This is a genomic window from Luteimonas sp. A277, assembly GCF_054052045.1.
Map to the genome: position 1 here is coordinate 56112 of NZ_JBSVRG010000005.1, position 13946 is coordinate 70057.

The 13946-nt window shown below is 60.6% G+C and carries 12 protein-coding genes; 10 read left to right on the forward strand and 2 right to left on the reverse strand.

Features of this window, described 5'->3' with window-relative positions:
- Positions 1-131: 131 nt before the first annotated feature.
- The 10 genes from ACW7G2_RS06280 to ACW7G2_RS06325 all read left to right on the forward strand — a co-directional run bounded on the left by ACW7G2_RS06280 (position 132) and on the right by ACW7G2_RS06325 (position 10761).
- A complete protein-coding gene (locus tag ACW7G2_RS06280) occupies positions 132-878 on the forward strand; it encodes an electron transfer flavoprotein subunit beta/FixA family protein (protein ID WP_456973850.1) in 747 nt (248 codons plus the stop codon).
- Entirely contained in the window at positions 878-1816 is a 939-nt protein-coding gene (locus ACW7G2_RS06285; RefSeq protein WP_456973852.1) for an electron transfer flavoprotein subunit alpha/FixB family protein, read from the forward strand. The genes ACW7G2_RS06280 and ACW7G2_RS06285 overlap by 1 nt, the downstream gene beginning before the upstream one ends.
- Positions 1817-1844: 28 nt before the next feature.
- Positions 1845-2879 (forward strand): glycosyltransferase family 2 protein, encoded by a 1035-nt coding sequence (locus ACW7G2_RS06290; RefSeq protein ID WP_456973854.1) that lies wholly within the window; start codon positions 1845-1847, stop codon positions 2877-2879.
- Positions 2876-3649 (forward strand): GNAT family N-acetyltransferase, encoded by a 774-nt coding sequence (locus tag ACW7G2_RS06295; protein ID WP_456973856.1) that lies wholly within the window; start codon positions 2876-2878, stop codon positions 3647-3649. The genes ACW7G2_RS06290 and ACW7G2_RS06295 overlap by 4 nt, the downstream gene beginning before the upstream one ends.
- Positions 3646-4020, forward strand: coding sequence for an EamA family transporter (locus ACW7G2_RS06300; RefSeq protein ID WP_456973858.1), 375 nt, complete (start codon positions 3646-3648; stop codon positions 4018-4020). The genes ACW7G2_RS06295 and ACW7G2_RS06300 overlap by 4 nt, the downstream gene beginning before the upstream one ends.
- 37 nt (positions 4021-4057) lie before the next feature.
- Positions 4058-5215: a non-hydrolyzing UDP-N-acetylglucosamine 2-epimerase gene (gene wecB, locus ACW7G2_RS06305; RefSeq protein ID WP_456973860.1), complete on the forward strand. Its 1158-nt coding sequence runs from the start codon at positions 4058-4060 to the stop codon at positions 5213-5215.
- Positions 5216-5264: 49 nt separating this feature from the next.
- Positions 5265-6413, forward strand: coding sequence for a dTDP-4-amino-4,6-dideoxygalactose transaminase (rffA, locus tag ACW7G2_RS06310; RefSeq protein WP_456973862.1), 1149 nt, complete (start codon positions 5265-5267; stop codon positions 6411-6413).
- Between the two features lie 83 nt (positions 6414-6496).
- Positions 6497-7633, forward strand: coding sequence for a non-hydrolyzing UDP-N-acetylglucosamine 2-epimerase (gene wecB / locus ACW7G2_RS06315; RefSeq protein ID WP_456973864.1), 1137 nt, complete (start codon positions 6497-6499; stop codon positions 7631-7633).
- A 5-nt stretch (positions 7634-7638) separates the two neighbouring features.
- Positions 7639-8550 carry a glycosyltransferase family 2 protein gene (locus ACW7G2_RS06320; protein WP_456973866.1) on the forward strand — a complete coding sequence of 304 codons (912 nt, stop codon included), beginning with the start codon at positions 7639-7641 and terminating at the stop codon, positions 8548-8550.
- Positions 8551-8553: 3 nt separating this feature from the next.
- Positions 8554-10761, forward strand: a complete 2208-nt coding sequence (locus tag ACW7G2_RS06325) for a hypothetical protein (RefSeq protein WP_456973868.1) — start codon at positions 8554-8556, stop codon at positions 10759-10761.
- 44 nt (positions 10762-10805) lie between these two features.
- On the opposite strand, the gene ACW7G2_RS06330 is transcribed toward ACW7G2_RS06325, so the two are convergent.
- Positions 10806-11834 carry a DUF6395 domain-containing protein gene (locus ACW7G2_RS06330; protein WP_456973870.1) on the reverse strand — a complete coding sequence of 343 codons (1029 nt, stop codon included), beginning with the start codon at positions 11832-11834 and terminating at the stop codon, positions 10806-10808.
- A gap of 31 nt (positions 11835-11865) precedes the next feature.
- Positions 11866-13896, reverse strand: coding sequence for an acyltransferase family protein (locus ACW7G2_RS06335; protein WP_456973872.1), 2031 nt, complete (start codon positions 13894-13896; stop codon positions 11866-11868).
- Positions 13897-13946 lie beyond the last annotated feature (50 nt).

Sequence of the window (13946 nt, forward strand, 5' to 3'; positions counted from 1 at the left end):
CGGACAGGCGCTGCGGGCTGTGGCGAAAGCCAATCATTCGCATACTGCGCCTGCCCCCGGTAAAATCGCGGGAATCTCCCCCTTCCGGCAGCCCACGGGCAGCCCGGCAACGTCTAAGGAACCCCCGATCGATGAAAATCCTCGTCGGCTACAAGCGCGTGGTGGACTTCAATGTCCGCATCCAGGTCAAACCGGATGGCTCCGGTGTCGTGACCGAAGGCGTGAAACTTTCGCCCAATCCGTTCGATGAAATCGCACTGGAAGAGGCCCTGCGCCTGCGCGACAGCGGCATCGCCACCGAAGTGGTCGTGGCCACCATTGCCCCGGCGAACGCCCAGCCGCACCTGCGCAATGGCCTGGCCATGGGCGCCAACCGCGCCATCCACGTGGTCGCCGACGAGGAGATCCAGCCGCTCACCGCTGCACGCACCTTCCTCAAGCTGATCGAGAAGGAACAGCCCGACCTGGTGATCCTGGGCAAGCAGGCCATCGACGACGACGCCAACCAGACCGGCCAGATGCTGGCCACCATCTGGGGCCGCCCGCAGGCCACCTTCGCCAGCAAGCTGGTGATCGCGGACGGCAAGGCCACCGTGACCCGTGAGGTCGACGCCGGCCTGGAGACCGTGGAAGTGGACCTGCCCGCCGTGGTCACCACCGACCTGCGCCTGAACGAGCCGCGCTTCATCAAGCTGCCGGACATCATGAAGGCCAAGAGCAAGCCGCTGGAGACCATCGCCTTCGCCGATCTGGGCGTGGAAGCCGCTCAGGGCTTGAAGACCACCGCTTACGCTGCGCCGCCGAAACGCAGCAAGGGCGTGATGGTCAAGGACGCCGCCGAACTGGTGGCCGCACTGAAAGAAAAGGGGTTGCTCTGATGTCCAACGTACTCATCATCGCTGAACACCACGAAGGCAAGCTCAACAGCGCCACCGCCAAGTGCGTGGCCGCCGCCCAGGCGCTCAACCCCGCGACCATCGATATCGTCGTACTGGCCGACGATCCTGCCGCAGTCGTCGCCGAAGCCGCAAAGATCGACGGCGTGCGCAAGGTACTGGCCGTGGCCAACCCGGCCAACGCCCACCCGATCGCCCAGGTGCTGGCACCTCAGGTGGTCAAGCTGGCCGAAGGCTACAGCCACGTATTCGGCCCCTCAACCACCTTCGGCAAGGACCTGATGCCGGTGGTTGCCGCCCTGCTCGGCACTGCCCAGGTTTCCGACGTGATGACGGTTGAGTCGAGCCACGTCTTCACCCGCCCGATCTACGCAGGCAACGCTGTGATCACCGTCGAGGCTCCGGCAGACCAGACCGTCGTCGCCACCGTGCGCACCGCCTCCTGGCGTGAAGCCGGCACCGGCGGCAGCGCCGAGGTTGAAGCGGTCACCGTGGACGCCGAACTGCCTACCCATACCCGTTTCGTCGACCTGGCAGCCGGTGCCACTGACCGTCCCGACCTGCAGAGCGCCAAGCGCGTGGTCTCCGGCGGTCGCGGGGTGGGCTCGGAGGAAAACTTCAAGATCATCTTCGACTTCGCCGACAAGCTCGGCGCCGCCGTAGGCGCCTCGCGCGCCGCGGTCGATGCCGGCTACGTGCCCAACGAAATGCAGGTGGGCCAGACCGGCAAGATCATCGCGCCCGAACTGTACATCGCTATCGGCATCTCCGGTGCCATCCAGCACCTGACTGGCATCAAGGATGCCGGCACGATCGTGGCGATCAACAAGGATCCGGATTCTGCGATCTTCGAGATCGCGGATATCGGCTTGGTGGGGGATCTGTTCAAAATATTGCCGGAGTTGGAAGTATGTCTGTAGGACTGGTCATCCAGGCGGAGAGTCACTCATGGATCCCGCAGTCATCACGACATATGCACTCCAAACACGCGGTACCAAGCTTGGTCATGGGCCGCCCGTGACGACTGAACAAGCGGCCTCAGGCTGTACCTACAAGCCTGTGCTCAGCGTCGTCTCACCCGTCTATGGGTGCCGCAGTTGTCTCGAAGAGTTAGTCGAGCGCGTCTCAGCCACCGTTGACCCCATCGTAGGGTCCTACGAGATCATTCTCGTGGACGATGCAAGTCCCGACGGAGCCTGGCAACGGATCACGGAGCTAGCTCACATCCGACCGTATCTCCGTGGCTTGCGCCTATCACGAAATTTCGGCCAGCACGCAGCTATCAGCGCGGGCCTGGTGCAGGCCGCTGGCGACGTCGTCATTGTCATGGATTGTGATTTGCAGGATGTTCCGGAAGAAATCCCGAACCTTCTAGCGGCGATGGGTCCCGATATGGGCGTCGTCCTTGGCAGCCGCACTGACCGGCAGGATTCCTTTCTTAAAAGGAACGGCTCAAGAGTCTTCTATCGTTTGCTCGGCTGGCTCACGGAGAGCGTCTATGATCCCACCACCGCGAACTTTGGAGCGTACTCCCGGAAAGTGATCGATACCATCAATTCGATGCCTGAAGGCGACAGATTTTTCCCCTTGCTAGTCCGGTGGACCGGATTCCGACCGACGCTCGTTCCGGTTTCCCATGGTCGCCGAATCGAAGGCCGCAGTAGCTACAGTTTTCGACAGCTGCTGCGCCTCGCAACCAATGTAGCGCTGTCATTCTCAGACAAGCCTTTGCGGCTTGTTGTCCACATGGGCTTGGCGTTCGCTCTGGCTTCGCTCTGCATCGTCGCGCTCAGCGTATACCGATATGCCATCGGCGACATCGCTGTTGCCGGGTTCACCAGCATCATCGCGTCAATCTGGCTCGTCGGAGGCGCGGTCGTATTCAGCGTAGGGATCGTGGGACTTTACGTCGGAAAGCTGCATGGCCAAGCTAAGCGACGTCCCAACTTCATCGTTGCCGAAAAAACCGGCATTGCGGAATGAGCTCTTTATCTTCGAATGTTCTTGCCGAATCACCGTTAGAGTCACGCCGCTTTGGCCTGCGGGTGGCCCGGGGCGTTCTATCGGGCAATGAAACTTCTGATGCGGTGCTGACTGACATCAACATACTGCGACCTGACTTGGCCATATTTCGCTGTGCAGCGGGCGACGGCGGGCAACTTGCCTCTTTGGCTGCCGCCGGCCTACCCCCCCTGCATGCCGACACTCTTGTTTATTATAGGGCTTCACTGGGCAGAATCCGCGAACTCAAAATTGAGTCGTCACATGAAGTCCGCGCTGCAGAGTCAGCGGATGGCCACACCCTTGCGACGATCATACGCCAGAGCTTCTCCGATTATCGTAACCATTACCATGCGAACCCTCGGCTATCTCGGGAAGCCATCCTTGAGGGATACGTCGAGTGGGCTCTTGGCCACGCGACGCATATGGCCGACGCCAAGCAGACGTGGGTTTACTGCGTGGAAGGCGAGCCGAGGAGTTTCGCAACATGCCGCACGATTAGGGGCGGTGAAATAGAGATCATCTTGAATTCGACTGCGCCCAAGTGGTCCGGTTACGGCCTCTATTCGCAACTGCTTAGTTTCCTGCTCAATCATTATGGTCAAGCCGGGTATTCGCGGCTGGTGATCTCCACGCAAATCTGGAACTACGGGGTCCAACGCATCTGGACTCGAGCGGGGATGGTGATAGATCGCGCGTACGACACTTTCCATGTAAACGTTCCGCACAGATTCTGGGATACCGCGCCATGACTGCGTTCTTTCCGTGGCTGATGGTGGGCGCTACGATCCTGCTCACAACGTTCGGCCAACTCGTCCTCAAGTGGCAGGTGTCGATACCTGCCACTCCGCCCTTCCGCTTCATGGAGGACTGGCCCACCACTCTTATCCTGCTGATGCGGCCTTGGGTGATAGCGGCACTCGCATCAGCATTCCTCGCGTCTCTTTGCTGGATGGCTGCGGTATCACGCCTCGAACTCAGCAAGGCCTACCCATTCATGGCCCTCAATTTTCTGCTGGTCGGAGCTTTGGCAATTCCACTGTTTGGTGAGTCACTGACTCGAGGGAAGCTCGTCGGGATCGCCCTTGTTATCGCAGGGTTGATCGCTCTCAGTCGTGGGTGATCAGTTCCCGGCATGCAACTCCCAGCATGGAGAATTCATGAAACGGTCGAAACTCATTGTGGTATTCGGCACCCGGCCTGAAGCCATCAAGATGGCGCCGGTGGTGTCGGCACTTCGCGAAGACCGCAGGCTGGAAACGATCGTCGCTGTAACCGCGCAGCATCGGCAGATGCTAGATCAGGTACTGGATCTGTTCCAGATCACTCCGGACGAAGATCTGGACGTAATGCAACCAGGGCAAACGCTGCCTGCCTTATTTTCACGCATCCTCACTGGAATGTCCGAGATCATCCAGAGGCATCGACCGGATTTGGTGCTGGTTCACGGGGATACGAGCACGACGCTTGCAGCGGCGCTCGCGGCATTTTATGCCAAGACTCCTGTCGCACATGTCGAAGCCGGTCTACGGACGGGGGACCTCCTCGCCCCATGGCCCGAAGAAGCCAACCGCCGGCTCGTAGCGCCACTCGCGCGCTTCCACTTTGCGCCCACCGAAACCGCCGCGCGCAATCTCCGTAAGGAAGGTACTGCCGGTGAGACCATCTACGTCACGGGAAACACGGTCATCGACGCACTGCTGGAGGTCATTGGCAGAATCGAGCGCGAGCCGGACTTGGCAAGGTCTCTGGCAGACACGCTTCCGCCGCTTGACCCCGAGAAGCGTCTCATCCTTGTAACAGGACACAGGCGAGAGAACTTTGGTCAGGGCTTCGAGCAGATCTGCCACTCCCTGGCTGATTTGGCCGACCGGGGGGACACCCAGATCATCTATCCCGTCCATCTGAACCCAAACGTGCAAGAACCGGTCACCCGGATTTTGGGAGGCTGCGACGGTATTTCCCTGATCAAGCCATTGGAGTACCTCCCCTTCGTTTATCTGATGTCCAAGGCCCACTTCATCCTCACCGATTCGGGCGGTATCCAGGAGGAGGCGCCGTCTCTTGGCAAGCCGGTGCTCGTGATGCGGGACACAACGGAACGCCCTGAAGCCGTGGCGGCCGGCGCCGTCGCTCTGGTTGGCACCGATCGGGTTCGCATTACGCAGGCGGCTTCCCGCCTCCTTGATGATGCTGCGGGCTACGAATCGATGTCCCGCGCACAAAATCCTTACGGAGACGGAAAGGCATCGCAGAGGATCGCTCGGATTATCGCCGATGCCTTGTCCCGACAACATTCCGACCCCTCGCTGTTCTGAACCTTTAGCTTTAACATCCTTGCACCTGAACTCTTCTACCACCGCCATCATGACCATCCCTTTCAACAGGCCATACGTTGGCGCGAGCGTTCTGGACCATATCCAGACCGCTCTCAAGAGCGGCCATCTTTCTGGGGACGGTAACTACACCAAGCGCTGTCACGCTTGGCTGGAGGAGGCGACGGGCACGAAGAAGGCTCTGCTTACCCACTCGTGTACAGCTGCGCTGGAGATGGCAGCCCTGCTTGCGGACCTGCAGCCGGGCGATGAAGTGATCATGCCGTCGTACACGTTTGTCTCCACGGCTAACGCGTTCGTGCTGCGGGGTGCCATCCCGGTTTTCGTCGATATCCGACGGGACACCCTGAATATCGACGAGCGCCTCCTAGAAGAGGCCATCACCCCACGTACTCGCGCCATCTGCGTCGTACACTATGCGGGCGTAGGTTGCGAGATGGACACCATCCTCGAGATCGCGGCGCAGTACGACCTGATGGTCATAGAGGATGCCGCTCAGGCGATCGGTGCAACCTACAAGGGGCGCACCTTGGGGACGTTCGGCGCGTTGGCCGCCCTCAGCTTCCACGAGACCAAAAACATCATCTCTGGGGAGGGCGGGGCGCTGCTTATCAACGACATTCGCTATGCAGAACGTGCCGAGGTCATTCGAGAGAAAGGGACGAACCGCAGCAAGTTCTTCAGGGGACAGGTTGACAAGTACACCTGGATCGACGTCGGCTCATCGTTTCTCCCTGGCGAACTGGTAGCCGCGCTTCTGTACAGCCAGCTCATGGAGGCGCCGATGATCCAGAAACGTCGGATGCAGATCTGGGAGAAGTACCACGAGTGGGCCGAGCCGCATGAGATCGCAGGGAAGCTTCGGCGGCCCATTATCCCGGAAAACTGCGTCCACAATGCCCACATGTACTATCTGCTTCTGCCCGACCTCAAGACCCGCAGCCGGTTCATCGACCTCATGAATGAGCAGGATATCGCGACTGTGTTCCATTACATTCCGCTGCACACCGCCCCTGCGGGCCGTCGCTTCGGTCGGGCGCATGGAGACATGCCCAATACAGACCGCGTGAGCGAGACATTGGTGCGATTGCCCCTGTGGTCGGGATTGGAAGAACAGGAAGTGGAGCACGTGATTGAATCCGCAGAGCGCGCGCTCGCACGGATTTCCACCGGGCAATGACTCTGGAATAGGACCCGCGCCATGGTCTGGCCCATGACAATCTGATCGGCCATCCAGCGTCATTGCGGAAGGTTCTATACGGAATGAAAAGAGAAACAGCAAAAGACGTCGCTTCCGCGCTGTGCCGCATCGCGCTCGTCGCCGGCACGCGTCCCAATCTCGTCAAGCTCGGCCCGCTTGCCGAGCTGCTGGGGAAACAGCCTTGGTGCGCGCCATCCGTTCTTTTTCTTGAGCAGCATACGGATGCTTCGCTCAGCGATGAGATCATGGAGGATGTGGGGCTGGATCAGTCCGGCATGCACCGCATCCAGCTTTCAAGCGATGACACCAGCTTGCGGATCGGGGAGATGATCAGCGCGTCTTCGACATGGCTCTCCGTCCATCAACCCGACCTGGTTGTGGTCTTTGGTGATGTGGACGCCACCATGGCGGTCTGTATCGCGGCCAAACGGCTGGGCTACCCCGTTGCCCATGTCGAAGCCGGGCTCCGGAGTTTTGACAGGCGGATGCCCGAGGAACTGAACCGCCTGGTCGTCGATGCGATAGCGGACATTTTCTTTACTACCTCTTTTGACGCATCCGAACAGCTGGTATCGGAGGGTCATTCCAAAGAGTGCATCCACTTTGTCGGCAACCTGATGATCGACTCGCTCGTGCGCAGCCTGGACCGGCAGGGAGGCCGCGACGTCCTGGCCGGACTTGGCCTGGACCCGGGGCTGTTCGGCGTTGCCACTTTCCATCGGCCGTCCAACGTTGACGACAGGGATTCACTGGAGGACATCATCCGTCTTTTGGCGCAGGCAGCCAGTAAAATACCCATGTTGCTGCCGCTTCACCCCAGGACTGCGGCGGCGCTGGACCGCCACGGCCTGCGCAGTACCATCGAAGGAATCGACGGACTCCGGCTCGTGCCGGCAATCCGCTACCAGCAGTTTGCGTCCGTTGTTTCGCTGGCGCGCTTCGTGTTGACTGACTCGGGTGGCATCCAGGAAGAAACCTCATTCCTCGGGATCCCGTGCATGACGTACCGCGAAAATACCGAGCGCCCTATTACCATCACCCACGGCACCAACCGCTTGGTCAAGAAGGAAGAGGTTCTTCCGGCCATCGAGGAACTTCTGAAAGCACCAGGCACGCCCGCAACAGGCCGCATCCCGTTGTGGGACGGACGGGCTGCGGAACGCATCGCCGCCCGGCTGCATGCATGGTGGACCGCATAGCACCCATGGCCGGCCTTCTCGCCCGGCTGAAAAGGTCTTTGCGCATAGCACTCCAGAAGCACTCCCTTACAACGGGAGAGCTTCTCTACAGTCGCCCTTCAGCCGCTCCGCTGGACGCCCCACGCACGGCTGTCCGCGACGACCCGCTGATCAGCGTCATCATGACGTGTCACAACACATCTGCATTTGTCGAACGCGCTGCGGATTCCATCCTTTCCCAAAGTTGGCAGCAACTGGAACTTGTGATCGTGGACGACGCAAGTACGGATGGCACGCGCGAGCTGATGGAATCTATCCAGCACCGCGACGCACGGGTCAAATGCATATTCCTCGACCTCAACAAAGGCACCTACGAGGCCAAGAACTTCGGAATCACGCAAGCGAGCGGCGACGTGATCACCTTCATGGACAGCGACGACTGGTGTGACGCCAGGCGGCTCGAGCTTCAGCTCGGCGCACTGCGTGGAAGCGGCGTTGTCTCGTCCTCCTGCAACTACATCCGTATCGACGGCGATGGAAATCCGCTGATGAACCGGGGTCTCCGGGAACGTCGCGCACTGATAAGCTTGATGGTGAAGCGGAAGGTCCTTGAGGAAATCGGCATGTTCGACTCGGTCAGGACCTCAGCCGATGACGAGCTTTTTGAACGGATTCGCTTGGTCTACGGGCGCGACGTTCATGTCGACGTTCCCCAGGCCCTGTATTTCGCGCTGGCCAGGCCCGGTTCGCTCAGCGCCAGCAGCAGTAATGCCGTTTTGCTGGAGGTCCAAGGGCATCAGAGTCCGCTTTCCGCTGCACGTCAGGCCTATGTCGAGGGCTACAGGCGCTGGCATCGGCGGTGCATGGGAGCTGACCGGATACCCTATGCCCCATTTCCTGCGCCAGAACACCGGCCGTTCCCGATCCGCACGGACTGAAAATTGACCAACACGACCTCCCCCGACCCGCGCACCTTGCCCGGTCGCCTTGCCCACCCGGCAGCGGTACTCGCGCGCGAACTTTCTGCCACGGCTACCTCATCGGCCTACCTGATCCTTGCCGCCGGCGCCCTTCTCGGGCTTCTGGGCAGTCTGCGGTACGCCTACAACGGCTTCGACATTCATATCTACGGAGCTCCCGGCTTGCTGCTGGCGCTTCTGGCATGCGCATTCACTGTTGTGGTCTTCGGGACCGCCTGGGGATTGTTGCGGCGAAGCCAGCCGCTCGCGCCCGCGGTCTTCATTTCCGTCCTCGTTGCGGCCAGCCTCTTCATCCGCTACCTCCTCCACCATTTCGTGCAGGCGCAGTGGGGAACCGACTACCTGCGCTATTGGCAATACGCTACCGATCTTGTTGAGACGGGACGCTTTGGCGGGTTCAATGCTCCTTACTACGCGAGGAGCCTTTTTTTCCCCTATCCGGTAATCCGGCTGTTCGGGCCCGAGGCCACGCATGTCCTGAAAGCCATCAATACGGTCCTGCTGTTGGCCATGCAACTCATGGCGTACGACGTGCTCCGGCGGGTACGCAGCCATCAGGCGGCACAGGCGGCAAGCGTCCTGCTCCTTGCCGCGCCAATCCCCGCGTACATGACGCTGATCCCCAGCCACGACCTGTGGGGGACCTTCTTCATCGCCCTTGCCGCTTGGCTGGTCATAATCGCCATGTCCGCTCACAGGCACGTTGCAATATCGATTGCCGCTGCCTTCGCAGCCGGCGTCACCGCGTACGCAGCCGAAGTCCAGCGCGGGCTTGGCATGGTTTTCTGCTTCGCCCTCCTGATCGCGGTGGTGCTTTTCGCATTCCGCAGCTACCGCGCCCAGCCGCATTCCGGGGCGCGGCAACACCCGGCAGCCAGGATCCTCGTTGCAATCGTGTGCCTCGGTGCATACTTGGGCTCGGCCGCCTTCGATTCGCGTCACCTTCACATGCAATCCGAAGGTCGCCCCATCTACGCCAACATGAAGTACGCGGCCAACGCCAGCGGTATGGGCAACGGGAAAAGTGACTGGTTCGCGCGATTCCGGGACCGGTTCGTTGAAAAGCAGAGCTCCGCTGAAGAAGCACGGGATTTTTCCCGCTCCGCCCTTCTCTCGGCCTGGAGCCTGCACCCCATCGACAACGTCGAACGCGTTGCAGCGCAGGGATCCCGCCTTTACACACTGACTTACCCGAGGGATTGGGACTGGCTTCTGCGCAACCCGAAAGACCTTGCTCCGGAAGTACGGTCGACCCTTATTTTCTATTCCGACCTCTTTGCCTTGGCATTCGGCGTCCTGCTCTTCTTTTCCTGCATCCGGATCGGGTTCCGTTTACACCCGCCACCGGTCCTGACGGCGCTGGGCATTCTTGTTATCGGCATCTCGGCGGTGATGCTTGTCATCTTCGAGAACAAACCGTTCAACATATTTCCGATCTGGATCGTAGGTGCCCTGCTTATCGGCTATGGGCTGCCGGCCAGCACACAGGCAGGGCGCAGTGTTGAGCCGCTGGCTGCAACGGTCTGGCACCCCGGCTTTTCCGGCCTGGTGGCCATGGTACTGCTTCCCGCGCTGGCGCTGGCAGGCGTCGCGCTCAGCTATTCAGAAGCAGCCGGGCGCTGGCTCTCGGGATGGACAGTGACCGTCTCCGGGAGTTCCCCCGCGAAGCAGGACTGGGCCCGGGAACTGATTGAAGCCAGGCCCGAGGCCTTCGATATCGAATCCTACGATCCGTCCACCCTGGGACAGAACTACATCGCCAACGCCGGAGGCGATGGCGACCGCATCTGGAAGCGGGCCGGCGACGCGGTCACCCGGATGCAGTTTCCCGCGCCCCTGCGGCAGGACAGCACGCTGACGTTGTCAAAGCCAATTTGCATTGGGGGATCGGGCCGTTCCCGGCTTGAGTTTTTTGTCTACTCACCCGAGTTCGAGCAAGGGCAGAAGCAATCCGGATCCTTCACGTTTGACGTGGAAGTCGATGGGCGTGCCTCAGAAGCAATCGAGATCCCTCTTGAGGGAAAGAAGTTCCAGCGCTTCATCGTGGACAACGCGTTCTCGGCAAACACATGCCACCAGCTTTCCTTCCGCCTGCACGCCCACGACCCCAGCGGAGAGACGGGCAACGGCCAAGCAGTCGAGATCTGGATGCCGCGGCTTGTCCACTAGGCCCGACACATCGGCAACGGAGGGCAATGCCCCCTGGCAAAGGGCTAGCGTAACGCCGCGCCCGCGCCCTGACGGTCGGACACCCAGGCCCTCAAAGCGGAATCGTCGCCCATCGGCTGGACACCGTACTCCTGAAGTTTTGCCATGAAGAACGGGCGCAGGTGCTCCGGGATGTACCTGATCGAATCTTCATACCACTTGTCCACCCATGAGATGTCCTTGTCGATCCGGTCAAGGACGGGATGGCTCAGCGTGCCCGCTTGCACCGACCACAGGAGCGACGGAAGCATGGGAATGAACTCCTGCGAAAGCTTGAATTCCGATTCCCGGCAAGGTGGGATCGAATGGCCCTGCAGGGCGTTCTTTCGGTAGCACTTCATGCAATTGTTGCAGGGCCTGCCATCGACGCCCCTCATGCAACCCATCGCATACCTGTTCTTTCCGGCAATCCTCGTCGTCAGGACCTCACTCATACCGGCGCACGGGGCGCAATAATGAAGTCCCGCCGCCTCGAATTTGCGCTGCAGCCTTGATAGGTCACGCACCTTGAACTTCGTGCCGTGGCCGCCTGCCCCGAACAGATACAGCGTTTCCAGCACGTTTCCATCGGCCACAGTGCCGAAATCGTAGTAGTCGGCGAACAAGATCGCCGTGACCATGAACGCGCCGGTACCGTAGAAGCCATGCCGCTTCCCGAATTCGCCGGCCAACTCGTCGCTGTTGGTCAGCACCGCCACACCGCCCACTTCCTGCAGCGCAAGCAGAGCATTGTCCAACCTATGCAGCCTGCTGGGGTTGGACACCTGGGTATAGAGGGGGACGGGGTCAGGCAGTAGATAGTAGGCGGCGGTCGAGTCACATCCTCCCGAATAGGCAAGGCCCACCTTGGTGCCGAATGGCCTGGTACCAGTGCCGGTATCGCCACGCGCTGCTTCCCCAAGCCCGGCCAACAACAGATGCTCCGCAAGGGCCAACAATGCAGGATGCGGCATTTCAAACTCGGTCGGGACCTGCCACCACACCGCCTTTCTGGGGTGTCGGAAGAAAAGTCTTCCGTCTTCAACGTGCCACATGGAAGCCTCTACAAACAATGGGACGCTCGCGCTAGCGTTCTGCCGCTTGCAGAATGCTATCGATCTTCTTTTCGAGCGGAGTGGCCAGCGTTTCCGCATAGCTGGCCGTGAGATGGTGAGTATCGCGCCACACGAAGACGTTGCCCACGACCGGTTCGCACAGTTCCGGCCCGCAGATATAGTCGGTCATGTCCACAAGCAGCGCACTATCATTACGCTCTGCAGCGATCACCAAGGGATCAACAGGAGGGATAGCAGCACTTCTCGGGTTGGCGCACTCCAAGGATGTCGCACCGGCCGCAGCCATGCATTCAGACGGCAGCTGTTTCATCCGCGGGGTATCGCGGATGGCGATGATGGAACTGCCGCCCTGCTGGAGCTCTTGCCACAGGGTTTCAATCCATTCCGCTACCTGCTGCGCACCCTCCGTGCGGGTGTCGCCGATCCCGGTCATCGAACCCCACGAATGGGCAAACACAACTACGTCCGGCTGGTAGGCGATGACCTGCTCGATCGCCGTCCGGTTCCAGTCAATGCAAGATTGCATCTGATCCGTCAGTCCGGCTTCCATCTCAATGCGGGCCATGGGACAGGCGGACTTGGTGATCACAGTCAGCTTCCAACCGCGGCGATGGGCGATCACATCAAGAGCGGGGATCCAATGGACGGCGTGGGAGTCACCGACGATCAGAATGTGGCGTTCCGCGACTTTGTTCCCGTACCGACATTCCCGCACTTCTGAATTCGTCAGACTGGCGATGCATCCGTCACGGTAGGCCAGCGCCTGGTCCTTGGCTGCTTGCAGCGGTTGGGGAGCAAACGGAACTGCGGGATCGAAAGGGACGCCAGCGAAGATCGCCATCGCGCCCGGATGCGTCGCCGCTTCTGCAACCGTGCTGGCATTCACCTGGGTGCGCAAGCGCACCTGATTGAGGACGAACAATGCGGAAACCAGGCTCCACCCAATGCATATCGCGGCAAGCGCGAAAGGCACCCAGCGTTTTGGACTCGGGAAGCCCGGCGCCCGAAACGGGTCCTCGACAAGATATTTGGACTGGTGCGCGAATGCCGTCGAAACAGCGGCGACGATGACGCCGTCGATCAACCCCAAGCTCCGCCCGGAAATCTGCTGGTAGAAGATGACTACCGGCCAGTGCCAGAGATACAGCGAATAGGAGATGTCGCCGAAGTACTGGAACGGCCGCGTTTTCAACACCGCATAGGGGGCCCAGCGGGAGTCGCTGGACACCAGCACCAGTGCAGTGCCCACGGTAGGCAGAAGCGCGTGGTAACCGGGAAATACCGTCGTGCTGTCATAGGTGAGGGCCGCCAGCGCGATGCCAGCCATCCCGAGATAGCCCGAGGCGATCTTCGCCGCTGCAGGCAGCTTTCTCCAGCCGGTAAAAACCGCTAGTCCCCCACCGATCGCCAGCTCCCACGCCCTTGTCGTGGTCGCGAAGTAACCGAAGCCTGGATTCTTCGCGGTGATGTGGATCGAATGCAGCAGTGACAGGATGCCGATGCCAACCACCAGCACCCCGAACACCGTCCGCGGCTGAGCACGCAGGCCCGGAATCCACCAGGCAAGCGCGAACAGCAGCGGCCAGACGATGTAGTACTGCTCCTCAATCGACAACGACCAGTAGTGCTGCAGGGGGCTCGGGGCGGACTCCAGCGCAAGGTAGTCGACCGAGTTTGCCGCCAACCACCAGTTCTCGACATACAGGGCACTGGCGATGATCTCCTTCGCCGTCTCTTCCCAGCGCACTACCGGGAGAATGGAGATGCAGATGGCTACTGCCACCAGAACCAGTGTGGCCGCCGGCATCAGGCGCCTGATGCGCTTGGCATAGAAACCAAGGATCGAGATCCTGCCGTCCCTTTCAGCCTCACGCAGCAACAGGCCCGTGATCAGGTAACCGGAGATGACGAAAAAGACATCGACGCCGACATAACCGCCCGGCAGCGCCCCGGGCCAGAGGTGGAACACCAGCACCACCAGCACCGCGATAGCGCGGAGCCCCTGGATCTCAGGTCTGAAGCCAATGCTGCGTGCAGTCATGCTTTTTTCCGGTTTCACATGGCAAAGAGGCAGCCCTCGGGCTGCCTCTT